This is a genomic window from Thalassotalea psychrophila, from assembly GCF_031583595.1.
Lineage (GTDB): Bacteria > Pseudomonadota > Gammaproteobacteria > Enterobacterales > Alteromonadaceae > Thalassotalea_A > Thalassotalea_A psychrophila.
In genome coordinates, this window is the sequence record NZ_CP134145.1 from 1,558,692 (window position 1) to 1,584,547 (window position 25,856).

Here is a 25,856-nt window from a genome sequence, read left to right on the forward strand (position 1 = left end):
AAAATCAAATAAGCCGTTAATAGGAGGTAATTATGCATCATTGAAAAAAGTGTTATGTGCCTTGCAGCACATAAGACAGTAATTATGGCGTCTATTAACTTATAGTATTCATGCGAGTATAATTTTAGTAATACCACATAAGTTAATATTCATCATTTTAATCACGTACTTATACTCGTCACTTTGTTATACCATTAACTAATTTTTTTGAATTGTTTAGGTGTTTGTCCACACTGCAGCTTAAATGCCCGGTAAAAATTAGCGACATTGCTATAGCCCAAATGTTTGCTGATTTCTTCATTGCTAAATATTGATTTTTTCAGCATTGTTTTTGCCAAAGAATGTTTGTGCTCATTAATTAAATAGTTGAGGGTAGTGCTATATTGCTTCAGTCGACGTTGTAATTTTCGCTCTGGTATATTTAATACTTTTGCAATTGTTGTTGCGTTTAAATCTTCATCAAAATAGCCTTGCTTCATTAATACTTCAATAATATTGATAAAGCCATGTGGTATGACTTTTTCTAATTTATCGACTGTACTCGTTTCTATTTTTTGGAAACTTGGTTTGGCCGTAAGTAGTGCCTTTTCAACAGCAATGACAGTATAAGGTTGATTGGTTTTTAGTGTCGACTTTGTTAACCCTGTTGCGTATTCCAGACCTTCGGCCAATTTGTCTTGAATGTGCAGGTGTTGTGGGTACCATTTATCTCCAGTATAAATTTTTATTATTTCAATGATGAATCCGATTATATGTTGCTCTACCTGCCACTTACCAAACTCAATGCCAGGTGTTCCTTGCCGGCAAACCCAAATAAAATTATCGTCTTGTTCTAACCAATAATTTAGGTAGTTGGTGTGGGTATTAATATTCTTTATGAATGTATTTAAAGCTAGTTGTAGATTTTCTGCATGACATAAATGTGCGCCAAATACACCATATTTATCAAGGCTTAGTTGTTCGCTAATATAAAAACCTAAATGCGGCATAGCTAACTCTTTTGCTGCTATCTCCAACAGTTTCCATACTGGCGCTTCCAATACAAGTTTGTGTTCTGATTCTATTTTATTCTGGTTTAAGCCGACTTGTTGTAAAAGCTTATTGGTATCTATTTTTAATTTCTCTAGAATTTTAATTATTGGCTTTATATGGGCGGCGCGAACGACAAATATATTTGCTTGCATAAATCATCTTTATAATCGTGTTTGAATTTTGAACACTTAACTCAGAGTTATAATTATAGTGTCGTAAATTGATAGTTTATCAGGTTTTTTAATATTTTAACTACTATAGTTGTTACAACCAATTTAAAAGTAAATTGTAAATATAAGAAACTGATTATTATGGAGAAACTATGAAAAAGTTATTTGTTGCAGTAAGCGTATCTTTTGCTCTTACCGCTTGTAGTCAAATGGCTGGTGATGATGCCGGCTCAACCGCAGATACCAGTCAAAAATTTGATGTGGTAATTAATAATGGTCGCGTGATGGACCCTGAAACTAATTTTGATGGCGTACGTAACGTCGGTATTAAATACGGCCGCATTGTTGCCATTACAGAGGATTCTATATCAGGTGCTGAAACAATTGATGCGACAGGTCATGTTGTTGCTGCCGGTTTTATAGACTACGAACAGCACGGCTTAGGACCGTGGGGGATAAAAGTGAACCTCCGCGATGGTGTTACCACGCAAATGGATTTTGAAGTGGGCGCTGCAAGTATTCCACAATGGTATGCAAAACGCGAAGGCACTACCCAAGCTAACTTTGGTACGGTTGCAGGTCAAGAGTATGCACGCATGAAGGTTCATGATCCAGAGATGGACTTAACTGGTCCTGATATTTCGATGCCATATACTTTAAGTGATCATCGCGGTGCTTCAGGTAAAGACGGCCATGAAGGGTGGGCAAATGATAAATCCAATCTTGCTCAAATGAATGAAGTGCATAAAATTTTAGATGAAGAATTACGTCAAGGTGCTTTAGGTGTCGGCTCTCTTCTAGGTTACGCTGGTAAAGCAATAAAAAGCTATGAGATGTACACCACGCAAAAATTAGCGGGTGCTTATGGGCGTGTAACAGCCGTTCATCATCGTTTCCATCCAAGTGCAACACCTCCTACAGAACAGCCTATTGGGGTGAAAGAAATTCTTGCCAATGCAATGTCATTAAACGCACCATTACAAATCCATCATGATAATGATTATGGCTGGTGGGAAAATCAAAAGATGTTAAGTGATGCGCGTAAACAAGGCTTTAATGTTTGGGCAACTTATTACCCATGGATTGCCGGAGCTGGTAACTATGGCGCAGCCATTGTTAATCCACCTATTTGGCAAGATCTTATGGGCTATAAGTACGAAGAAACGATATATGATCCGCAATTGGATAAATTTGTGACCAAAGAAGAGTTCTTAAAATTTTCTAAAGAAGAACCTGGTCGAACACTAGTCGCTTATAGTCCGCCACGTAAACAGTGGTTACCAGAATGGACCAAAGTTGAAGGTTTTATTGTTGCTGGTGATGGTATGCCAGGTTTAGGAAGTGATGGTAAATTACTCGCTTGGGACGCAGATTTTAAAGATTATGCCGGTCATCCCCGTACAGCAGGTACCCATGCCGTGGTTTTACGAGTTGCACGTGAAAATGGTGTGCCGCTGATGCATACGTTATCACAACTAAGTTATTGGCCAGCTAAATTCATTGGTGATACAGGGCTTAAAGCAATGCAAGAGCGTGGCCGTATGCAAGAAGGTATGGTCGCGGATATTGTGGTTTTTAATGCTGAAAATGTTACTGAACATGCTGACTTTAAGGCTGGGACAAATGGTTTAGCTTCCACAGGAATTCCATACGTTTTAGTAAACGGCACAACCGTTGTTAAAGATTCAAAGGTACTTAAAGTTTATCCAGGTCAAGCGATGCGCTTCCCTGTAGAAGAGAAAGGTCGTTTTGAGACAATGTCACCTGAGTCATGGATGAAAGCGAACTTAGTTGAAACCTCTAAACCGACTTTATATAAGGCTAAAGAAAACCCAGAAAATATCATGTAGTTTATCTTTTCGATAATGAGAACAAAGCCAGATTAACTTCTGGCTTTAAGTTTGTACTTAGAGGTAAAAGAAATAGTGTATTTGTTTTTAGCTGCTTACTAGTTATGATTAAAGAAGGTTCTATCCTGAAAAATATTATAAGTGAAAGCCTTTGCCATTAAATCAACAACAAATTAGTAATTACAACAGCACAATTGACTGGCCTTGTGAGCTTAGTAACGACTTTAAAGAACGTTTTTTATCTGGTGCGATTAAAAAGACGCATATCAGTGGTAGCGAATTTAATCTGCACAATCAAGACCAATACGGCATTTATTATTTGCTCAAGGGTAGTCTAATGATGAGTGCTCCATTGCTAACCGATGGCTTTAGCTTAAGTAAACTCTACGGCCCAACAGATTGGATGTGCTATGCACCAATTATGAACTTTAAATTTCCCAGTGGTATGGCTGGTGAGTTTCTACAAAATATTGAATACTTAAAAATTCCAATTTCACACCTAAATTATTTAATGAGTCAATCAGATGAACTATTTAAATTATTGTTCTTCATAAAATCTATGCGCTCCGACACCATGTTTGAAAAGTGCTTGGTGAGTTTAGCGACACCATCAATTGTTAAAGTGTCCTATACATTGTTGGATATATGCCGAGTGCAAAACAGTCATTATCATTTATTTGTCGAATCTCCAAATGATGCCACGCCAATTAAAATTAAAATCACCCAACAACAAATTGCCTGTCTTGCAGGGCTGAACCGCTCTAATACCAGTACCATAATTAATGAGTTTGCCATACAAGGTATTGTTGAACAATATCGTGGTGGATTGTATGTTAATGATTTAAAAGAATTAAAATCCTTTCTTAATGACGTTAACTTGCTTGAATCGAGTAAGTTAAGCTAACTTTACATTCTTTTACCCTTATCTGTTGTCCAGCCAACACAAGCATAACTTTTCTTTTGTCATAATAGCTCCAAGTTAAATAAATCAATCGCCTAGATTAGCAATCAACGACTTAGCCAAGTACTAAAGGAGCTAGAAATGAAATTATCAAATAAAATGAAGTGTCTCATTGCCACAGCTGTATCAGTTTGTTTCTTAAATACAGCCTCTGCATCTATTGAAACGAAAGACTGGCACAACATAGCATCACCAAAAGCCCAACAATTCATGCAAGATAATATGGCGGTAGATTTTTACGCCGCGCCATTTGGTACTGGTTGGGATCAAAACCGCGAAGTAACTAATTACATTGATCTTGCTCACTCTCGAGGTATTTCTGGTGCATCTATTACACTAGGCTCGCCGGCAACTCCGAACTGGGCTAAATACAAAGCTGAGCTTGCTAAATGGACTGAAGCTGTTCAGGAGTCAAATGCAAAAATTCGTTTTGTAAAAGAGCCAGAAGATTTTGTAAAAGCACAACAAAATGGTGAATACGCGGTCATGTGGAACTCACAAACTACCATGATGCTTGAAGGCGACGTAAGTCGTGTTAAAGAGATGGCCGATGATGGTATAAAAGTAATGCAACTTGTATACAACGGTGTAGAGCTAACAGGTGTTGGTGGAGTATCAGCTCTTACTGGGGATAAATCAGGTCTTACTCAATATGGTAAAGAAGTAATCGATGAAATGGTAAAACATGGTATCACGGTAGATATGTCACACCATGGTTATCAAACAACTGTAGATATTACAGATTACATGAAAGATAAGCATCCGGGCGTTCCGGCAATTTATTCTCACTCGCCATTAGCGTCAACATACGGTTGTGAGCCACACGAGACATTAACTGAAACTGAAAAGCGTATGGCAGAGAAAGGTTACAAGAAAGGCGACCCGTTCTACCGTCTATCTGCTTGTTACCGCCTGATCTCTGACGAGCAAGCACTTACCGTTAAAGAAATGGGGGGCATGATATCTATCACTGCAACTGAATGGATGATGGATGGCGTATGGCCAGAAGATATTACACCTAAGCAATTTGCCGAAATGATAGACGGTGCGGTGAAAGTTGTAGGAATTGAACACGTAGGTATTGGTACAGACGACATGATGACAACGTCTAAAGTTGTTGGCTTTGCTAAAGCAAATGCTGATGTATATACAGACAATGGTTACATGATTGATGCATTTAATCGCGGCGCAACAGGTTGTGCTGAAATGTCTAAGCACTTAGCCGCCGTTATTGATGAGCTATGGAAGATGGGTTACTCAAACGAAGATATGCGTAAAATAATGGGTGAAAACTTAGTGCGAGTATACAAAAAATCTTGGAAATAATTTAATTATTAGTTTTAAATTAAGTAAAAACTTAAAGGGCTAACCATGTGGTTAGCCCTTTATCTATTTAAATGGTGAAGGTTTTAAGTGATGAAGTTTTAGCCTTTACAGTTTAGTTTATTAATTTTCGATTCTAAGTTAGCTAACTTGCTTAGTATTAACGTATTATCACTTTGGTTAGTTACAACTTCTTCAACGCCAGTTTTCAACAACGACTTATATACAAAATGGGATATTTTGTCGGCAATGTTATCTACATCCAAGCGTTTACTTCGACCTGACACATAACGCCAAGAGTGGTATTCAACCCCGCCATAAACCATGTCACGTACAAGCGCGATAGGGGCATCTTCAACAAAGATACCTTCAGCAATGCCTTCTTTAATTATTTTATCAACAGCGCTTGAGTATGATTTATTGAGTTGGAAAATTTTTGTCGTTTCGTAATCATCGCTGGCACGAACATGCTGAACAATCAGATCACATAACACCGGATCGGCTTGCAACACCTTTAAGTGATGCCAGATCATAAAGTGCATTCGATTTTTAACGCCAGTAATACCTGCTAAGTTTTGTTCATAATCGGCGAGGGCCTTTTCGTACCACTTTTCTAAGACCACCAATAAAACATCTTTTTTGGTCTTGAAATAACGATAAATAGTACCTTCTACAATGCCAATCTCTTTGGCTACTTCAGCCATAGACGTAGCTTCATAGCCATTTTCTACAAACATTTGATGCGAGATTTTAATTATCTCAGCTAAGCGTTCTTCAGGTTTTTGTCTTACTCTTTTTTTCTTAGCTGTTTGTGGCATTAGTACATTCTCTTATTGTTGTTATTTCTGGGGCTGTTGAGCTTTGCAGGGCATTTTTGTACAGAAAAGGTCAACAAACCCTAGGGTACATAAGTTAAAAAGACATGTCATCAATTGTTAGCAGAACAAACGAAATATCACAGTTCTACTGCTGTTACAGAATACTTTTTACTTATGTTCCTATTTTAATTTTACCAATTATTTATATTTATAGCGCTTTAATGAAACTACCTATGTTATGCATTTCTTTAAAATACATTTCTTATTATAGTATTTCAATTTATTAATGTAAATATGAGGTAAACTCATTACGTAGTGTTAACTTGATTTTTTGTTGCTAATAAAGCTTTGATAACCAGTATGTTAAAAATTGTTAATTCCAAAGTGTTACTTAGTTTTGCTTTTGGTTAGTTATTGTTTTGTAACGTAATTGTGTGAATGTGTTAGATGTTGCAATAAAAAGTTAATGAATAAGACTCATTAAGTGTTGACATTTACACTTTGGTTGCATATTTTAAATACAGATTTAAGAGTTTACCTATCCAGTTAACTTTTAATTACTTCTCTATCCAAGAAGTAAAAAACGGTTTCTCCATCCAAGAAACCAACTGCTGAAACGCAGTAAATTATAAAAATAATAATTAATAAAATAACTTACATAAGTATTCCAAAGAGATAAATATTATGAATCCATCATTTAATAAAGTTACAAAGGGCTTATTCCTAGCTTGTGGTATTAGTTGTGCTGCAATGCCTGCAGCATATGCAGAAGAAGTAGCAACAGACGAAGACATTGAAGTAATTCAGGTTCGAGCTACCAAACGTGCAGAAAATGCTAAAGATGTGCCAATGGCTATTAATGTTACTTCAGGAGAGGACATCTCACGTCAAGGTATTACTCACCTAGAAGATTTGTCAGCATCAATTCCTAACTTTACTATTGGTGATAGTTTAACAACCAATAACGTTTACATGCGCGGTATGGGCTCTGGTGCTGATCGTGGTTTTGAACAATCTGTTAGTATGTACGTTAATGGCGTATATATGCCTCGTTCACGTCAAACACGTGCTTCATTCTTTGATGTTGGTCACATTGAAGTATTACGTGGTCCTCAATCAGTATTGTTTGGCTTGAACTCTACAGCCGGTGCTATCAGCATTCATAATAATAAAACTAATCCAGGTGATGACTTTCACGCTACCGTATTAGCTGAGTATGAAACTGAATATGAAGGTGTTAAAACGGATCTAATTCTTGGTGGTTCATTAACTGATGATTTAGCCGTACGTGTTGCACTTCGCGAATCTGATTCTGATGGTTGGTTTACTACTTACAACCCTATGACTGATGAAAGTGAAACTGTTGGTGGTCGTGATGAAAGTGTTGCCCGTGTATCAATGGTTTGGCAAGCAACTGATGATTTAAAAGTTGAAGCAAGCTATGAAAATTCAGATTTCTTTGTTTCAGGATCAATAGGTGAAATTTATAATAAAAGTGCAGCTTTCATAGAATCAAGTGATGCGCACCCTTTATGGGCTGCAGAAGCAGATGGTGACCTTAATTGGCAGAACTCAGCAGATACTTCTTTAGCACTTATGGCTAATGGATTAACTGCTGACAATGACGGTAAACCTGGAGTTCAACAAGAAAGCGATAATGCATCAATGAATTTAACTTATACGTTAGGTGCAGGCTCTGAAATTCAAGCCAACCTTGGTTATTCAGATTATAACTATGGTGCCGTTGTTGATGTTGATACAACATACTTACCAATGTGGGATGCTTATAACTATGAAGAGTATGAGCAAACAAGTGCAGAACTAGTTTACTTATCTCCTACTGATGGTGATTTTAGCTATATTGTTGGTGCTTACTACCAGACCAGTGATTTCTATACCACTCAGCCAAATGTTGTTAACTTAGCTGCGTTTGGTTTAGCTCCGTTCTTGCCTGCTTTTGGCCAGCCAGAATCTGTAAGCTTCTTTGAAAGAGGTGATAACCCATTAACTGTTGACCAAACAATGATGTCGGTATTTTTCTCTGCAGATTATAACATCACTGACGATTTAACCGTGATTGCTGGTGCGCGTTGGACTAACGATGAAAAAGATTTTGATCGTGGCGCCGAGTGTCAATGGAAAACAGATAATCATGACTGGACTGATACAAAAGCGTTAATTGGCGCGCAAATGGGCTTAGTAGTTTGTTCTCCTGCAGGTTATGAAGGCAATTCAGACACTATTGAATCTGATAATGTAATGCCTGAAATTACTGTTAAGTATACAATTAATGACAATATGTCGATGTATGCTAAAGCTGGCCAAAGTGTTAAATCTGGTGGTGTAGCAACTGCCGGTACTATTGACCCTAGCAGCCTAATTTTTGATGATGAAACCGTTACTGGTTTAGAGTTAGGTTTCAAATCATCTTTCTGGGATGATTCTGCAACAGCTAATATTACCGTTTTCCAATCAACATTTGATGATTTGCAAGTTAAAAGCTCTGTTATTGACCCGGTTACAAATGCGGTTAAATCTATCGCATCAAACGCCGGTGAATCGACAACTCAAGGTGTTGAGTTAGATTTTTCTTTACAAGCAACAAATTGGTTAACAGTAGGTGCTAACGTGGCTTACTTGGAAGCTGAATATGATACATTCCGTAACGGTCCTTGTAACATTGGTATGTCTAACCCTGCTGATACTGTACCTGATACGTGTAATTTAAATGGCGCTACTATGCCATTTGCGCCTGAAATGTCAGGCAACGTGTACGCAAACTTTGAATTTGATTTAGGTGCAAGCTTAGTTCTTCAAGGTGGTGCAAACTACAGCTATAGCGATGAATACTTTACTGAAGGTTCATTGGACGAGAACGTTGTACAAGATTCTTGGACTAAAGTGAATGCTCGTATTGGTGTTGCTCACGTAGATGGTACTTGGGAAGTTAACCTAATGGGTAACAACATTACCGATGAAAAAGTTCTAGGTGGTAGCCAACCATTTGGTGGTTCGTATGACCTAGGTTATTTAGGTGCTCCACGTACTGTGTCAGTACAAGGTGTATACCGTTTCGGTGGTTAATCGCTAATTAAATTTCAAAAAGCCTATCATCAGATAGGCTTTTTTTTTATCATTAAAATATCGAGTTCTCAATCAATAAATAAAAATGACAATAGAAATTATAAAAGCAGATTACAACAACGAATCACACTGCCAAGATTTAATGTTGCTACTTAATGCCTATGCCGAAGATCCTATGGGCGGCGGGGCACCTTTATCAGCTTACTCTAACCAAAATTTATGTAATGAATTAAGAAAGCGCAACAACGTGTTTAGCTTACTTTGCTATGTCGATGGTAAGCCTGCGGCAATATGTAATTGTGTTGAAGGTTTCTCTACCTTTAAAGCTAAACCATTGATGAACATCCATGATATGGGCGTTATAAGTGAGTTTCGTGGTTTAGGGTTAAGTCAGAAATTGATGGATGAAGTTGAACAAATTTCTGTTGAAATGGGCTGTTGTAAGATCACTTTAGAAGTTCTTGAAGGTAATCAAGTAGCCAAAAATAGTTATATTAAATTTGGCTTTGAAGGCTATGAACTTGACCCTGAAATGGGTAAAGCTATGTTTTGGGAAAAGGTACTTTAATTAGTACCTCTCAATGTATTTAAAACGAAATAGATTTGCGGCCTGTTCGAGAGTTATTTGAACTTGGTTTTTTCTCAGCCTTTTGACTTTTGTTCTTAGGGCTGTTTTTCGTTTTAGAGTTAGGTTTTTTTGATGAACTATTTTTAGAGGAGTTATTCGCTTTCTTTACCGCCGGTTTTGGTTCGGGCGCTGGTTTTGGTTCATCGCTTAAAATTGGCATTATTGCTTCATCGTTAAATTGAACGATATCTTCAAAATAAACCTTTTTACGCTTCTGGTATTCAACTTCACCATTAAGATAAACGTAGCCTTCTGTGATCACCATTTTAGCTTCACCACCGCCGCCAACAAGGTTAGCAATTTTTAAAAGCTTACAAAGCTCTATAGGCTCTTCATATAATTCAATGGCTAAAACTTCAATTTCCAAAACGGTTTCCTGTTCAATAACTGCATACATAGCTAAGTTTAACATGGTACTGGCGACTTTGATAAACTCAACTTAGTAAAAATCGTTTAATCTCGTTTTCTAAAATAAGGGTAAATAAAGAGATAAAGCCCAGTTAACCATAATAACAACAGAATAATGGCCGAAGGCAGCATTAACCATAGGTTGGCTTTGTCTTGAAAAAATGTAGCGTCGTGAAGTGTTTCAATAAAATCAGAACGCCGGTAGGCAACTTGCAATATTTCAGCGTTGCTCGAATCAATTTGGATTTCCCATTGATTTTTACTACGTATCTTGATTATGCCTTTATTTGGTCGAACATCTAATCGGTCAATATCTTGCCAGGTTGAAATATTCGCCTGCTCAACTGTTTGTGCTTGATTCAATACTTCATTAAAGCTAATGGTTGGAATTCTTTCAATGCCTTTCATACTCGCCGGTTGAATATAAGAGATTTCTTTTTTTAATAGTAATAGTGTACCTGTTGCTATGGTGAGCAAGATAGGCAGGGCGATAAGGATACTAGCCCATTTATGGATTGTTCTGTTAGTTTTTGAAAAGCTCATAGGATTTGTTGAATATTCTTTTTATCTTTGTATTTTATACAATTACAACTGTTATTAATACTTTAAAATCGCCATTTAGTAGATAAAGTAATGTTTCGTTCAGGTTGCAGTGGCGCTTTGTCATCAGCATTTGCATGATACTTTTCATCAGAAAGATTGTTAATCGAAATCGTTAATGTTTGCTGATTGGTAACTTGATAATCACCACCAATATTCCATAAAACATAACTTCCTCGTGGCAATTCATCTGGTGATACTTCGTCAAGCGAAGGTTGAAATATTAATTGGTTAAAAACACTAAAATTGTTGAAGTCCAGTCTAGTATTTAAACGTAGTTGTATCGGAATTAAGTCAGCTAATGTTTGATTGCTTTGGGTTTCGCCTTTTTGCTGTTGATAACTCAGACTGTGGTCAACATAATCATTTTGTTGCCATTTAATTTGAGTTTCAAAGCCGAAAATTGTCGCACGCTCTATATTTCGATAACTTGTTAATAGCTCATTTACGTTATAGCGTTCAATGTAATCATCCAACTGATAATAATAACTACTGAACTCTAATGTTAATTGCGATGTTAATAAAACGCTAGTGCCTAATTGTGCACCAACACTTTTTTCAGGTGTCAGGTCTTCGTTGCCTTGAGTGCGGCCTCTTGGCGTTTCGCCAGTAAAATATAATTCAGATAATGTTGGAAAGCGAAATCCTGTCGCTAACTCGACAGTAGTTTGTATCGTATCATTCCATTCACTGCTAATTGACATTGACGCATTTAACTTTTCGTTTTGTACGCTAGCAAAACCCTGGTTTGATTGAGTGATCCAGTCATATCGCAGTCCAAAATTTATAAGGCTATTGGCAATTTTCCAGTTGTTATCAGCAAATACTGCAAGATTGTCTTGCTCACCGTTAACTATAGTATTAGCAAATTTTTCATTATTTGAATCAAGCTCAAGTTGATCATTAATTTTTACACCTTTTCGAGCAACCCATTCAAAACCAATCCTGCCGCCGTCAGCCATAAAATTATGAGTGAGTAGTGCTAAAGTACCTAAAGTGTGGCTCTGATAACTAGTGACATTGTTGTAGCTGTTAGCACGATCTATTTTTGTGTCCCAGTTTTGATAATGGTGGTAAAACTTTGCTAGCCATGAATCTGATGATTTTAATTGGATTTGTGCAAGACTGTGCTTTTCTGTCGGGTAGGTTGCAGTTTCTTGATCTGGATAAGATATATTGCTTTTGCCTATATCACTGCCAATGCTTGGCATCCAACTAACGTTTGTTGTTATATCTCCAATGGCCCCTTGATAGCGAAGTAACCCTGAAACCTGTTCGAATTCCGTGTTTAAAGGGGCGTTATTAGCGGCATGGTGATTATTCGCTTTTCGATAAGCAAAAGCACTCGAAATATTGTCAGTTTTATTTTTATAACTAAAATTCATTCCATCATTTGGTGTTTTATAGCCTAAATTTATTTCCGTACCTTGAGCGAATTCGCTGCTCAAATTTACAACACCTCCAAGAGCTTGTGAACCATATAAGCTAGAGCTAGGCCCTTTTATGATATTAGCGTTGGAGAGTAATTCTGGTGCTATAAAAGATATAGAGTTACCGGCTCTGCGGTCGGTAAATATTGGAATACCATCTACTTCAGTTCGAACTCTTGAACGGCTAAAACCTCGAATATTATAACTTTGAAATAAACCGCCTTGACCACTGTAGCTGACTCCTGGTAACTCTGCCAACCAGTCGGCAATGCCGTAGTATTGTGAGGCTAATAGTGATTTTTCTATATCATTAATACTTGTGTGTGATTTATTGGAATAAGAAAACATATCCCGAGGAGATATAACTTCGATAGTTTCAATTTTATTTGTACTTTCAACTTCATTCGCTATGCAACAACCAATAAAGGCATAAGCGAAGAGACAACATATATAGCGCATTAAATTTGTAATAATTTGAATTTTATACCTTTAAATAAATAATCAAATCAATGAAAAAGCAAGTTTTATTAATTAATTATAGTGTTTTATAGAAACACGCGCACATAAACATATTTCTTTAAAATTAACGCTGCTCAAAAAATCAAACCAAAGGAATTTTAACGCCTAAAAAGATAATTGCATTGGCACTCAATCCTTTAAAACTCAATGGTATAGGTTAAAGATAATCTGTAAAAAAATTGTTAATTTTCAATTGTTAAACTACTTTTATAACAAGGAATTAATATGGATTGTAAAAATTCGGAACATTTTAAATTTCGTGATTTTTAATTAGTAGAAATTACATAAGTAAAAAATAAATATCCAAAAGGTTTAATGAGGAATAATTGATGAAAAAACTTATTGCGTTATTAAGTGCAAGCGCCGTATTTATGATTGGTGTTACTGCATGTAGCAATATTACCGGTGGTGATGGGGCTACCGCTTCTAATGAAAGTAGCAGCCAAATACCAAGAGTGGCTAAACCAGAAAAACTTGCCGCTAATACAGACGCGTTACAGTGGCGTTTTATTGGTCCGATGACGGGGAATCGTGGTTCAGCCGTGGTTGGCCACCCGGTTGATAAAAACGTATTTTTTCATGCCGCTTCAAATGGTTTGTGGAAAACAATTGATGCAGGCCAGTATTGGATACCTGTTGGAGACGATCAGTTTAACGAAGGTTCTATCGGCGCGGTAGAAATTTCTGAATCACATCCGGATGTAATGTGGGTTGGTACTGGTGAACCGCAAATGCGTAATAACGTAACTTGGGGCGATGGCGTCTATAAATCAGTTGATGGTGGTGATACCTGGACTCATATGGGTTTAAAAGACACCAAACATATCTCGCAAGTAAGAATCCATCCGACTAATCCTGATATTGTTTATGTCGGTGCATATGGTCATGCTTATGGTCCAAACAAAGAGCGTGGCGTATATAAAACTGTTGATGGCGGTAATACCTGGAAGCAAGTGTTATTTAAAAGTGAAAAAGCCGGGGTTATTGATTTAATAGTAAGTCACGCTAACCCTGATCATATCTTTGCTGCTATGTGGGAGTTTGAGCGTAAAGCTTGGGGCCCCAAAACGGCAGGCCCTGATACTGGTTTGTGGAAAAGTACCGATGGCGGCGAAACTTGGAACGATATATCTAGAAATCCTGGTTTGCCACAAGATGGTGGCTATGGCCGGATAGGTGTAACTATGTCGGCAGCCGATGGTAATCGAGTTTATGCATTAATTGATTCAGAAACCAAAGCAGGGGTTTACCGCTCTTACGATTTAGGTGAAACATGGGAATTAGCTTCTGACTATTTTCAGATAACCGGTCGTCCGTTTTATTACTCACATATTTATGCCAACCCGAGCAATGCTGATGAAATATGGTCACCTAATAACCGTACGTTTTCATCTACAGATGCCGGCACAACTTGGATAGTAGAACCAGGTACTAAAGATGACCAGCATGATGTTTGGATTGATAAAAATGATGCCAACAGGATGATCATTACCCATGATGGTGGTGTGCAAGTTTCATTAAATGGCGGTATGACATGGTCACAACAGTTCACCCAAAAGTTAGGGCAATTTTATCGCGTTGATACCGATAATGATTTTCCTTACAACGTCTATGGCTCAATGCAAGATACTAATGCGTGGAAAGTAGCAAGTGCCTCTAAGTGGGGGCCAATATCAATTACCTATAATACCATTCTAGGCGATGGCGAAACGGGTTCCGTTTTCCCAGATCCAAATGATTTAGATATTGTTTATGCTATAGGTCAAGCGTCGACGATTGGTGGTACGGGATCATTTTCCGTCAACAATTTAAAAACTGGTGAGAATGAGCATAGAGGCTTATACCCAGAGCCAATCTTTGGTTTGAATGCCCATGAGCTTGATTATCGTTTTAATTGGAATTCACCACTTTTTATTTCAAAACATGATAACAAAACCCTTTATATAGCTGGTAATGTCGTTTTTAAATCAATGGACCAAGGCATGTCATGGGACGTTATCAGTGACGATTTAACCAATGATTATAAAGATAAGCAACTTATTACTGGCTCAGGTTGGTTACCAGAATATTTTGGTCAAGAAATATATAGCACCATTAATCGCATGGTTGAATCACCATTAAAACAAGGCTTGATTTGGACCGGCTCAGATGACGGCAAAGTATTTATTACTCAAGATGGCGGTAAAAAATGGGCTGATGTGACTATTCCAGGCTTGCCTAAATATTCAAAAATATATGAAGTAGAAGCATCGCCTCACGCTGCAGGTACCGCTTATGTTGGTATCAGTAACTACAAAACCAATGACGATTACAAGCCGTACTTATATAAAACTACCGATTACGGTAAAACCTGGACTAACTTAAGTGCTAACTTGCCACAAGATAATATCGTTCGTACTGTTCGAGAAGATATCACCAAACAAGGTCTGTTATATGTTGGTACTGGCAATGGTATTTTAGCGTCTATGGATGACGGTAAAAGCTGGGTTGATATTAGTGAAAATATGCCAGCGGTAATGGTAACGGATATTAAAGTTAGAGCAGATGATTTAGTTGTTTCTACCATGGGCCGAGGTTTCTGGGTACTCGATAATATTTCGCCCTTACGTGAACATAACGCTGATCTAGGTAACCATCTTTATGATATCTATGATTACACCCGTTTTGCCCATAAGTGGTGGATGGACTATGCTCCAGGTGGCGACCCTGGTGGCATGAAAAAATACTTTATTCAAAACCTACACCCAGGCCAAACGTTTTTTGAGTTGGGCGTAATCAATGGTGAGAAAAAACGTATCTATGTCGATGCCGGTGATGCCGAGCATTGGGGCGCATTAGTGTATTTTAAACTTAGTGCTGCAGCTAAAGATAAAGATATTAGTATTAGTATTTTAGACAGTCATGACAATGTAATTGTGACTCACCCTAAAGAGTCCTTAGTGCTAACCTACACAGATAGTGCGAGTGAGTCATTAAACTCTGGCTTAAACCGTTTTGTCTGGAATATGCGCTATCCTATGGTAAGTTCTATTCCTATGCGTCCGCCAACGTCTATCCGTCCAATTGCAACCCCGGGAAAATATAAAGTTAAATTAACCGTTGGCAGTGATTCTATGGTTGAGGAGTTTAGTCTTAATGCTCACCCTGATTCACCAACAACGAAAGATGATCAGCAGGAAAAAGCTAAATTTTGGATGGGCTTATATGCGAAAGCTGAAAGTTCAACACAAAGGATTTTAGCGGCATTAAAAGTTAAAGCGGATACATTAGCTAAGGTCGAAGAAATGCAATCCGCGGGTGCTGCCAATGCAGTTGATGCTGAAAAACTTGCCGCAGAAATTACTCGTATTGTTGATGAGTATGAAGCGACGTACGTGCCAACGGGACGTACGATGGCAGAAGTAATTAACTTACCGGCAAAGATTTTCACTAAACTCATTCAGTTAAGTGCATCAATGGAAGTTACAGAAAACAGACCAACTCAAGCGATGAAAAATGTCTATGGCAAACTTGAAAAGTTGATGGCTGAAGCAGATGCAGCATATGATGCTGAAATTAAAGTTGCGCAAGCAAACTTTGATAATGCAGTTAACTGAGACTGGAAAAAAATAATGTTGTATTAATATTGTGTTAGTACAATAGTTTTTCAAAAATTAAAAACCTCATCATTGATGAGGTTTTTTTATGGCTACTCATAAAATAGATTTCATTAGAAACAAAAAGCGCCTTATTATAAGTAAAGCGCTTTTATTAAACAGGAATTACAATTGATTGACAGAAACATTTCCATCCATGGTGTTTCCGCAAATATAACATCCTTGAGAAAAACAGATCAGATCCAATTCCAGGAAGTTTGTTCTAACTCAATATAGATATTACTCAGGGCTTGTAATAAAGCTAACTTCATAAGTAACAAGTTCAATTGCAGCTAAGTCTGTAATGCTTGCTGAGCCGATGCTTTCTGCCATATGGTCTGCCGTTTTATTAGCTCCATGGTTTTGTGCAAAAGTAATAATATCTTCACCATTACAAACAACGCCTAGGGCTACTGTTTTTTCACTTAAACGATAAGCTTTTAATGTTTTTGATAAACGAAGTGTTTTATTACTTGCTGCTGCTTTACATGTTTCAACTAATGCGTCTTCCATATATGAACTCATAGGGGCTGCTGAGCTGTTGAAACTTACAAGGCTTGCGCCAGCTAATAAAAGGGTAGTGGTTACTGTAGTTAATGTTTTCATGATTCTCTTCCTAGTTGGTTCGAATTTATTCGGACGTTATCTCCGAAGGACTAATTCATTCGGACGTTATTAATTAAAATTTACTGCCATTATTGATGTTCTAATTATATAGACGGGATGAAAGTCACTTTTGGTTGCATTAATTTTTCATAAGGGTGTAACAAAGTATGTCGGCGACATATTTGAATCTTAACTAAGTCGATACTGTTAAATGTTGAATTAATGAGGATTAGTGACGAATTAAAGTTGAATATTTGTTGTTAACAAAAAATAAACATTTACATTCAGCGGTAATATTAATTATTCTTTAGCATTATTTTTTGAACCTTTTACTCAAATATGCAAATTAATGAAGGATGTTTTGCTGAGTAGGTAAACAATTTGTACTAAAAAACAGCATTTAAACAAATAATCACAAAATAATGGCAACTTAGTGTTGACAGTTTTTTAGCTATCCCTATAATACGCAACCACAAAGACTGGACGATTAGCTCAGTTGGGAGAGCATCGCCCTTACAAGGCGAGGGTCACTGGTTCGAGCCCAGTATCGTCCACCATTCTTTGTAATTTGATTTGAAATTGTTTGGACGATTAGCTCAGTTGGGAGAGCATCGCCCTTACAAGGCGAGGGTCACTGGTTCGAGCCCAGTATCGTCCACCATTCAATTTTAATTCAAAACTTTTACTTGATGGACGATTAGCTCAGTTGGGAGAGCATCGCCCTTACAAGGCGAGGGTCACTGGTTCGAGCCCAGTATCGTCCACCATCAAGTAAAATGTCAGAAGACCCCGGACGATTAGCTCAGTTGGGAGAGCATCGCCCTTACAAGGCGAGGGTCACTGGTTCGAGCCCAGTATCGTCCACCATTTCTTATTTCTACCATCATCTTATTTTTCAAGTTATTCGATATTATTCGGATTTTTTTGCATGTCTGAAATTTACTTTACAAGTTGGGAGAGCATCGCCCGCTAATACAAGTGCACAAGGGTCACTGGTTCGAGCCCACAGCACAAGAGCCGTCCACCATTTCTTAGTTTTACCATCATCTTATTTTTCAAGTTGTTCGATATTATTCGGATTTTTTTGCATGTCTGAAATTTACTTTACAAGTTGGGAGAGCATCGCCCGCTAATACAAGTGCACAAGGGTCACTGGTTCGAGCCCACAGCACAAGAGCCGTCCACCATTTCTTAGTTTTACCATCATCTTATTTTTCAAGTTATTCGATATTATTCGGATTTTTTTGCGTGTCTGAAATTTAACTTTACAAGTTGGCAGAGCATCGCCCGCTAATCTTCAGACACAAAAAAGGCACCCAAAAGATGCCTAAAGTTTTTCGCTGCTTTTATTATTATAATTATTCTTTCATTAATTGATTCTAATTATCTTGTACGATAACTATCATGCCATCCAAATCATCTTTCATTCTAACCTGACAGCCTAAACGTGAATTTGGTTGATGATTATCCATTGATTGCAACATGAAGTATTCATCTTCACTCATCTCGGGGAGTTTATTTAGCCACTCATCTTCAACCGTACAATGACATGTTGCACACACAGCATCGCCGCCACACGCTCCAGGCATACCTGGAATGTTATTTTTTATTGCGCCGTCTAGAAGAGTGTTGCCTTTGGCTATTTCAACTTCGTGTACTGTGCCACAGGTTTCGATAAACGTTACATGACCCATAAAAGTCTCCAATCTAATATATATACAGGCATTATAAGTAATTAAAATTTTCATTACTGGTTAAAAGCTGCAGAACAATTTGCAAGCATAATATAGGGCGTATTCAGTTAATAAATAGCAGGTGTTTTTAACCGCTTAAGCTGTTAAAATACGCGACAATTTTTTATGTACTTATTTGTTCGATTTTATTTTCTACTTCAGTAATACAATCAAACACTTTTTAGCGAGAATACTATGACATTAACGACCCGTTTTGCGCCGAGTCCAACTGGCTACCTTCATGTAGGTGGTGCCCGTACAGCCCTTTATAGCTGGTTATACGCCAAGAAAAATGGTGGTGACTTTGTGCTTCGTATAGAAGACACTGATTTAGAGCGTTCTACGCAAGAATCGGTAGATGCAATTATGGACGGCATGAACTGGTTAAACCTAGACTGGAATCGTGGTCCGTTTTTTCAAACTCATTGTTTTGATCGTTACAAAGAAGTTATTCAACAATTACTTGATACTGGTCATGCTTATCGTTGTTACTGTACAGCTGAAGAAGTAGATGTAATGCGCGAAGAGCTTAAAGCTGCTGGCGAAAAACCTCGCTACAATGGTTTATGGCGTGACCGTACCGATTACCCTGAAGATAAGCCGTACGTTATTCGTTTTAGAAACCCGCTGGAAGGTTCAGTAATAATTAAAGATATCGTAAAAGGCGATATCGAAATATCTAACAGTGAGCTAGATGATTTAATTATTGCTCGCTCAGACGGTTCACCAACGTATAACTTAACTGTTGTTGTTGATGACTGGGATATGAAAATTACTCATGTTGTACGTGGTGATGACCATGTAAACAATACTCCGCGTCAAATTAATATTTTAAATGCTTTAGGTGCTCCGTTACCTGAATATGCACACATTCCTATGATCTTGGGGGATGATGGCAAACGTTTATCAAAACGTCATGGCGCAGTTGGTGTAATGCAATACCGCGATGATGGTTACTTACCTGAAGCACTATTAAACTATTTAGTGCGTTTAGGTTGGTCACATGGCGACCAAGAAATTTTCTCTCGTGAAGAAATGATCGAGTTGTTTGATTTAACCGGTTGTAACCGTGCACCGTCAGCGTTTAATACTGACAAGTTAATTTGGGTAAACCAACATTACATGAAGTCTTTAGACCCAGAGTATGTTGCAGAGCACTTAACTTGGCACATGAATGAGCAGGGCATTAATACTGACAATGGTCCAGCATTAAGCGAAATTGTTAAAGTACAAGCGGACCGTGTTAAAACCTTAAAAGAAATGGCGCAAATATCACGTTATTTCTATGAAGAGTATTCAGAATTTGATGAAAAAGCGGCAAAGAAACATTTACGTGGTGTAGCAAAAGACCCTCTTGTACTTGTGCAAAGTAAATTAGCAGGTTTAACTGATTGGACTGCCGAAGCAATTCATAACGCGATTAACGCTACTGCTGAAGAGCTTGAAGTTGGCATGGGGAAAGTTGGTATGCCACTACGCGTTGCTGCTACTGGTGCTGGTAACTCACCATCGCTAGACGAAACGTTAGCGTTATTACAGCAAGATCAGGTTGTTGTACGTATTGATAAAGCAATTGCATTTATTGATGAGCGTGTAGCTAATTCGTAAACAGCTTGAAGCTAGAAAGATAGAAAGCTTGAAGCTAGAAGCTAGAAGCTAGAAGCTTACAGCTTGTTTATTAAGCTACACTTAATCGTGTAGCTTTATTTTTACAAAATTTTGGAGAAACATTTTTGGCATTTGCACAATTTAATCTAGACAGTCGTTTATTAAGAGCGGTTGAACATATGGGCTTTGAAAAGCCTACCGATATTCAACAGCAAGCGATCCCTGCAGCAATGACAGGACAAGATATTATTGCATCGTCAAAAACTGGCTCGGGTAAAACCTTAGCGTTTTTATTACCTGCTTTGCAGCGTTTAATTAAAAACCGTGCCTTATCTAAAAAAGATCCCCGAGTATTAATTCTTACGCCAACGCGCGAATTAGCCAAGCAAGTGTTTGCTCACTTAAAGGCGGTTTCAGCAAGTACGCAATATAACTGTGCACTTATACTTGGTGGCGAAAATTTTAATGACCAAGTTAAAGTGTTAGATAAAAATCCTGATTTTATTGTAGCGACTCCCGGTCGGTTAGCAGATCATTTATCAAAAGGTTTATTTTATTTAAATGGTTTAGAGCTATTAATACTTGATGAAGCTGATCGTATGCTTGATTTAGGCTTTGCCCCGCAACTAAAGCAAATTAATGAAGCGGCAAATCACCGTAAACGCCAAACATTAATGTTTTCAGCAACATTAGAACATGGACAAGTAGAAGAATTTGCCAAAGACTTATTGAAGAAGCCTAAGCGAATTGCCATTGGTGCCATCACCAGTGAGCACAAAGACATTACTCAACGTTTTTATTTATCAGATCATTTAGATCATAAACAAGCGTTACTTGAAAGTTTCATTGCTAACGAAGATTATCAACAAATGATCATCTTTACCGCAACCAGAGTTGACACAGAACGATTGGCAAAAGAGTTAAATGATAAGCAATTAAACGCTGTAGCTTTAAGTGGCGATTTAGCACAGAGTGAACGTAACCGTGTTATGGAAGCATTCTCGAAAGGGCAAAATAAAATACTGGTAACAACTGATTTAGCTTCACGTGGTTTAGATTTAGTTAATGTTTCGCACGTTATTAACTTTGATTTACCTAAACATGCAGAAGAATATATTCACCGTGTTGGCCGTACTGGTAGAGCCGGCTCTAAAGGTAATGCAATGTCGTTTGTTGGACCTAAAGATTGGCAAAGTTATTTAAATATTAAAGCGTTATTACAACAAGATATTGAGTTTTCTATTGTTGAAGGCTTAGCGGCTAAATTTAAAGGCTTAAAACCTAAAGTGAAGGCTAAAGCAAAAGCTGACAATAAAACGAAAGCTAATAAAGCTAAAAAGAAAGTGTCTCAACCGAAAGTGAAGAAGAAAATTGTCTTTACTGATGAAGACTTTGGCGATATGCCTATGGTACGTAAAAAGCCTGGAAGCTATGTTGAAAGCGATGACTAATACCAACTCCATTAAATAATTATAAACAAAAAATCCCTTGAAGTTGTTTCTAACTCAAGGGATTTTTTTTACCTAATTTAGTATTAAGATTTAAACCAAGCTAATAATTTGTTTTCTACCACCGGTGTAATACTAAAACCAATCATCCATTCTGGTGCAAAGTAATCATCTTTTTCAACGTAGTAAGAGGGGCAATTATAAATTTGCCCCTCTTATTTTACTTATTGTTTTTAAAGATTATTTTTATAAACATAACCATCTTTCATCACAACGTTAATAGTAGTAATGTCTTTATATACAGGATCGGCACCAAACCACTTATCAGTTGCACCAATCACTGAAACATCTTCTAGTGGGTTCCCATCAACTAGTAATAAATCAGCTGCAGCGCCTACTTCAACAACACCTAACTTACCTGCCGCTGCATAAGGGTTGCGAGGACCCGAAAGCGCCATTAGTTCACCTGCTGTAGAAGTCATTTGTTTTAACACTTCAAAATTACTGCCAAACGCTTGTGTACGCCACCAAATCTCATAACGGCGTGCACGCTCTGCATCCATATGAACGCCAACATAATCGGAAGCAAATACAACCTTTACGTTATTTTTCAATAAGCGCTCACCGTAATCACCAAACATTTCTTGCAGCTTTGCAACCATAGGCAATTTATCTGCTGGCATTAATGGGTTTTTCGCCAAATCAGGTGATAATCCCCACATTTGTGGAACCACATAAACACCTTCTTTTGATATGCGTTGCATAGTTTCGTCATTCATAAAGAAGCCATGTTCGAAAGATTTAACACCACAATCCATTAATCGATTCATTGCTCTGTCATTAAATACATGAGCCCCAACATAGGTATTCCAATCTTTTGCCGCTTCAACAATTGCACAGGTTTCTTCTTTAGAAAATTGAACTGTATCAATAGGGTCAAAACGTGATGAACCACCACCACCAGCCATAATTTTTATTTGCGTAGCGCCATTTCTTAAATTTGTACGGGCTGCTTTTAATGCCTCTGGCACACCATCAGCAACTGCACCTATGCCCATACGTTCAAAATTAGATAAATCTCCAGCAGTTGAAGGTGAGAACCCTGCATCATTTCGATCTCTAAAATCGCCGTGACCTGATGTTTGCGAAATAAATGTACCTGAAGGGAAAATACGAGGACCGATCACATGACCATCGTTAATGTTGCGCATTAAACCCATTGCAGGGCCGCCCATATCTCTCACAGTTGTAAAACCGTCCATTAACGCACGTTTAGATACTAAAGTAGCTCGGTAAGCCATATCAGTTAAATCCATATCCTTTTCTACACTGTTGAAATGAGCACTAATCATTAAGTGAGCATGCCCATCGATTAAGCCTGGCATTAAGGTTTTGCCATTGCCTTCAATAACAGTTGCTCCATCAGAGGTAATATTATCTGCAGTGATTTTAGTTACTTTATTACCTTCGACTAATACGTTCAGCCCTTCATATAGTTTATTCTCGGTGCCATTGAATACATTTACATTAGTAAATAATGTATTTGTACGCTCGGGAAACAAACTAGGCTCTGCAGCACTGCTACCACCACCGGCAGCAATAGCTGAGGTCATACTTACAGCGCTTAAAAGAGCGATTGCCGACATTTTAAATTTGATTACGTGTTTTTTCATAATAAAGTTCTTCCTGATCACTTCAAATGGGATAGTTAATATTTAGAATTAACTCTAAACTAGTTGATTTATATAAAATTTAAATTATTTCTTAAATCTAAGGTAATTGTAGTAGAGTATTATTTTTTTGTTGATGAAATTGTCATAATACGACGTAAAAAAGAAAGTTTTTAAATATTAAATGTTTATAGGTTATTGAATGAACAACAAATTATTTGCAGCGAAGGCGGTTTACCTAAAAGTTATAATTGAAACCTTAGATAGCCTAAATGCGCCAACTAACATTTTGTTATCTCAAGTTGGATTAAACAGAGGGCAATGCCTTAAAGATGACTTTATTATTTTGGAGTATCCTTTATGGCAATTAATGGCTTTGTCCGCAGAAGAGTTAAACCTAAGCAATTTCGGCGAGTTGGTTGCAGATACCTTTAACAAAAATTATTTTTCTAAAATAGACGTAGGTTTTTTCAATCAAAGTGATATTTACCAAGGCTTACAGTATTATTTAGGCTCAGTTAACAAACATTCGAATATGCCTGCATTTTGGTTAAAGCATGATGAACAGTACTCATGGCTTTGTCGTAGTGGCACCCCTGGAATTGAAACAGGCGACTGGCAAATGGAGAAATTTGTTTTATGCTTTTTGATTTATTTATTAAAACGTTACTTAGGAACAGAGTGGGCTCCTAAAAAGATAAAGCTAAAAACGTCTAGTGCTGAAATTTCGACTTGTTTTTTATCAAGTTTAGACTGTGAATATTTATTTAATAATAAATACTCAGCAATTGCCATCGAAAACAAATTTCTAGCTAAGATTGATGTTTGGCCATCAAAACTGGTTACTATAACAAAGGGGAAAGTTGTTCCTAAAAAGCATACTTTGTTATTAAAACAATTATTAAAGCAAAACTATTTTGGTATTAACCCTAGTGCAGTAATTATTGCTCAAACCGTGCGAATGAATTTGCGTACATTGCAACGAGTATTAGCTGAAGAAAATACACAGTTAAAAAAACTGATTAATGAAGATAAAAACAATAAAGCTAATCAGTTGCTAGAGGGATCAGATAAATCGGTAAGTGATATAGCGCTAATACTGGGTTATCAAGATGATGGTAATTTTTGCCGAGCGTATAAGAGTTGGCAAGGGCAAACACCGTTGCAATTTCGTAAGGCTGATAAATACTAATTAATCATTAGTTCTGTTATGTTTAAACCAATAAGAGCTCATACGAGCTCTTATTGGTTTAGGTAAAGTAGAATAGAATTACTTTCTGGGGAGAGATCTTCTATTCTACATATGTTTGGTTAAGCGTTAGCCACCAACTCTGATTGCTTCACATTAAATTTATTGTGCAGATTAGCCTTTAAAACACCTTTTCGGTGTTGAAGGGCTGCTTCCATCTTTTTAACTGAATTGCCTATGGCAACATACATGTCATCATCGGTAGCAGACACTGCTACTTTTTGATTTTCATAGTTGGTATTGATTTCAATTTTGTGGGCGTTTTTGTCTACGGTTAGTATTGCGTCAAGGGACATTAAACTAGGGAAATGATTTGCGATTTTTTCATATTTGCTATTAATAACATCTACAATTGCGTCGGTAATCTCTACATGATGACCAGAAATATTTATTTTCATATATACGTCTCCAAATTGTTATTGAAAAGGATACTCAAACTGCATCCTTAATATAAGCATGGGGCTAACTTTGAATTCTTACAAGTGCAATTACAAAAAAAATTGATTTAAAATAAATTATTTTTTATTTCTCTTTTATTTTCAATATATTAGTTGTTCACTAATATTTGTTCAAAACTTAAATGGAAAATATTTATTGTATAATTACTAATCATCTTTATAGATATGGTCCCATAAAGTATTCACCGGTAAGCTGTCAGGGTTACTTTTTTCTGCCCCTGGTCCTAAAGGTTGACCGTAGCTAAATTCTACAAAGTTTCCGTCTGGATCTTTAATGCCACAATAGTAACCAACTGGAAAGGGCTCTTGTTTACAAGGCCAAGCAAGAATACCCTCATTTATTGCTCTTAAGGCAATATCGTCAACATCATCTTTAGTTTCTAAGGCAAAACCTAAGTGGGAAAAATCATTGTCTTGTTGGTTTCTGCCAGGGCCTTCTGGCAATATGATCAGAATAAAGGTTTCTTCTCTGCCTTCTTCGGCTAGCCAGACAATACGTTTTCCATCGGGTCCATTGGGACGACGATCTCTGACAATTTTTAAATCAGCATACTTTTGATAAAACGCTACGCAGGCATCTAAGTCTTTTACGTGTAAAGCAATATGGGTGAGTGTGATAGCCATTG

General features: G+C 37.3%; 19 protein-coding genes and 4 tRNA genes. 13 read left to right on the forward strand and 10 right to left on the reverse strand.

The window, feature by feature from the left end; genetic code table 11:
* Nucleotides 1–194: 194 nt before the first annotated feature.
* The gene (locus tag RGQ13_RS06465; RefSeq protein WP_348392744.1) at nt 195–1,184 is read right to left on the reverse strand and encodes an AraC family transcriptional regulator; all 990 of its coding nucleotides are present in this window, start codon (nt 1,182–1,184) and stop codon (nt 195–197) included.
* 170 nt (nt 1,185–1,354) lie between these two features.
* Between RGQ13_RS06465 and RGQ13_RS06470 the strand changes: the two genes are divergently transcribed.
* The 3 genes from RGQ13_RS06470 to RGQ13_RS06480 all read left to right on the forward strand — a co-directional run bounded on the left by RGQ13_RS06470 (nt 1,355) and on the right by RGQ13_RS06480 (nt 5,339).
* Complete coding sequence (locus tag RGQ13_RS06470; protein WP_348392745.1) at nt 1,355–3,052, forward strand: amidohydrolase family protein; 1,698 nt, start codon at nt 1,355–1,357, stop codon at nt 3,050–3,052.
* A 151-nt stretch (nt 3,053–3,203) separates the two neighbouring features.
* Nucleotides 3,204–3,956 (forward strand): Crp/Fnr family transcriptional regulator, encoded by a 753-nt coding sequence (locus RGQ13_RS06475; protein ID WP_348392746.1) that lies wholly within the window; start codon nt 3,204–3,206, stop codon nt 3,954–3,956.
* A gap of 138 nt (nt 3,957–4,094) precedes the next feature.
* Nucleotides 4,095–5,339: a dipeptidase gene (locus tag RGQ13_RS06480; RefSeq protein ID WP_348392747.1), complete on the forward strand. Its 1,245-nt coding sequence runs from the start codon at nt 4,095–4,097 to the stop codon at nt 5,337–5,339.
* A gap of 98 nt (nt 5,340–5,437) precedes the next feature.
* On the opposite strand, the gene RGQ13_RS06485 is transcribed toward RGQ13_RS06480, so the two are convergent.
* Nucleotides 5,438–6,154 (reverse strand): TetR/AcrR family transcriptional regulator, encoded by a 717-nt coding sequence (locus tag RGQ13_RS06485; RefSeq protein WP_348392748.1) that lies wholly within the window; start codon nt 6,152–6,154, stop codon nt 5,438–5,440.
* Nucleotides 6,155–6,838: 684 nt separating this feature from the next.
* Between RGQ13_RS06485 and RGQ13_RS06490 the strand changes: the two genes are divergently transcribed.
* Entirely contained in the window at nt 6,839–9,238 is a 2,400-nt protein-coding gene (locus tag RGQ13_RS06490) for a TonB-dependent receptor (protein ID WP_348392749.1), read from the forward strand.
* A gap of 85 nt (nt 9,239–9,323) precedes the next feature.
* Nucleotides 9,324–9,806, forward strand: a complete 483-nt coding sequence (locus RGQ13_RS06495) for a GNAT family N-acetyltransferase (RefSeq protein WP_348392750.1) — start codon at nt 9,324–9,326, stop codon at nt 9,804–9,806.
* Between the two features lie 19 nt (nt 9,807–9,825).
* Here the strand turns inward: RGQ13_RS06495 and RGQ13_RS06500 are convergent, their stop codons facing one another.
* The 3 genes from RGQ13_RS06500 to RGQ13_RS06510 all read right to left on the reverse strand — a co-directional run bounded on the left by RGQ13_RS06500 (nt 9,826) and on the right by RGQ13_RS06510 (nt 12,763).
* Nucleotides 9,826–10,233: an RNA-binding S4 domain-containing protein gene (locus RGQ13_RS06500; RefSeq protein WP_348392751.1), complete on the reverse strand. Its 408-nt coding sequence runs from the start codon at nt 10,231–10,233 to the stop codon at nt 9,826–9,828.
* Nucleotides 10,234–10,319: 86 nt separating this feature from the next.
* Nucleotides 10,320–10,817, reverse strand: a complete 498-nt coding sequence (locus RGQ13_RS06505) for a PepSY-associated TM helix domain-containing protein (RefSeq protein ID WP_348392752.1) — start codon at nt 10,815–10,817, stop codon at nt 10,320–10,322.
* Between the two features lie 62 nt (nt 10,818–10,879).
* Entirely contained in the window at nt 10,880–12,763 is a 1,884-nt protein-coding gene (locus RGQ13_RS06510) for a TonB-dependent receptor plug domain-containing protein (RefSeq protein ID WP_348392753.1), read from the reverse strand.
* Nucleotides 12,764–13,152: 389 nt separating this feature from the next.
* Between RGQ13_RS06510 and RGQ13_RS06515 the strand changes: the two genes are divergently transcribed.
* A complete protein-coding gene (locus RGQ13_RS06515) occupies nt 13,153–16,419 on the forward strand; it encodes a WD40/YVTN/BNR-like repeat-containing protein (RefSeq protein WP_348392754.1) in 3,267 nt (1,088 codons plus the stop codon).
* Nucleotides 16,420–16,698: 279 nt separating this feature from the next.
* Here the strand turns inward: RGQ13_RS06515 and RGQ13_RS06520 are convergent, their stop codons facing one another.
* Nucleotides 16,699–17,064, reverse strand: coding sequence for a DUF3718 domain-containing protein (locus tag RGQ13_RS06520; protein ID WP_348392755.1), 366 nt, complete (start codon nt 17,062–17,064; stop codon nt 16,699–16,701).
* Nucleotides 17,065–17,545: 481 nt separating this feature from the next.
* On the opposite strand from RGQ13_RS06520, the gene RGQ13_RS06525 reads away from it, so the two are divergent.
* The 4 genes from RGQ13_RS06525 to RGQ13_RS06540 all read left to right on the forward strand — a co-directional run bounded on the left by RGQ13_RS06525 (nt 17,546) and on the right by RGQ13_RS06540 (nt 17,931).
* A tRNA-Val gene (locus RGQ13_RS06525) sits at nt 17,546–17,621 on the forward strand.
* Between the two features lie 28 nt (nt 17,622–17,649).
* Nucleotides 17,650–17,725 (forward strand) — tRNA-Val (locus tag RGQ13_RS06530).
* Between the two features lie 30 nt (nt 17,726–17,755).
* A tRNA-Val gene (locus RGQ13_RS06535) sits at nt 17,756–17,831 on the forward strand.
* Nucleotides 17,832–17,855: 24 nt separating this feature from the next.
* Nucleotides 17,856–17,931 (forward strand) — tRNA-Val (locus tag RGQ13_RS06540).
* Nucleotides 17,932–18,443: 512 nt separating this feature from the next.
* On the opposite strand, the gene RGQ13_RS06545 is transcribed toward RGQ13_RS06540, so the two are convergent.
* Nucleotides 18,444–18,758: a 2Fe-2S iron-sulfur cluster-binding protein gene (locus RGQ13_RS06545; RefSeq protein WP_348392756.1), complete on the reverse strand. Its 315-nt coding sequence runs from the start codon at nt 18,756–18,758 to the stop codon at nt 18,444–18,446.
* Between the two features lie 234 nt (nt 18,759–18,992).
* Here RGQ13_RS06545 and gltX point away from each other — a divergent pair, with 234 nt between their 5' ends.
* Entirely contained in the window at nt 18,993–20,405 is a 1,413-nt protein-coding gene (gene gltX / locus RGQ13_RS06550; protein WP_348392757.1) for a glutamate--tRNA ligase, read from the forward strand.
* Between the two features lie 125 nt (nt 20,406–20,530).
* On the forward strand, nt 20,531–21,856 hold the full coding sequence (locus RGQ13_RS06555; protein ID WP_348392758.1) for a DEAD/DEAH box helicase: 1,326 nt from the start codon (nt 20,531–20,533) through the stop codon (nt 21,854–21,856).
* A gap of 230 nt (nt 21,857–22,086) precedes the next feature.
* Here the strand turns inward: RGQ13_RS06555 and RGQ13_RS06560 are convergent, their stop codons facing one another.
* A complete protein-coding gene (locus tag RGQ13_RS06560; RefSeq protein ID WP_348392759.1) occupies nt 22,087–23,526 on the reverse strand; it encodes a metal-dependent hydrolase family protein in 1,440 nt (479 codons plus the stop codon).
* A gap of 199 nt (nt 23,527–23,725) precedes the next feature.
* On the opposite strand from RGQ13_RS06560, the gene RGQ13_RS06565 reads away from it, so the two are divergent.
* A complete protein-coding gene (locus RGQ13_RS06565) occupies nt 23,726–24,715 on the forward strand; it encodes a helix-turn-helix domain-containing protein (protein ID WP_348392760.1) in 990 nt (329 codons plus the stop codon).
* Between the two features lie 119 nt (nt 24,716–24,834).
* Here RGQ13_RS06565 and hpf read toward each other — a convergent pair whose 3' ends face one another.
* Both hpf and RGQ13_RS06575 read right to left on the reverse strand, forming a co-directional pair.
* Nucleotides 24,835–25,170, reverse strand: a complete 336-nt coding sequence (gene hpf, locus RGQ13_RS06570; RefSeq protein WP_348392761.1) for a ribosome hibernation-promoting factor, HPF/YfiA family — start codon at nt 25,168–25,170, stop codon at nt 24,835–24,837.
* Between the two features lie 207 nt (nt 25,171–25,377).
* The gene (locus RGQ13_RS06575) at nt 25,378–25,854 is read right to left on the reverse strand and encodes a VOC family protein (protein WP_348392762.1); all 477 of its coding nucleotides are present in this window, start codon (nt 25,852–25,854) and stop codon (nt 25,378–25,380) included.
* Between the last annotated feature and the right edge of the window lie 2 nt (nt 25,855–25,856).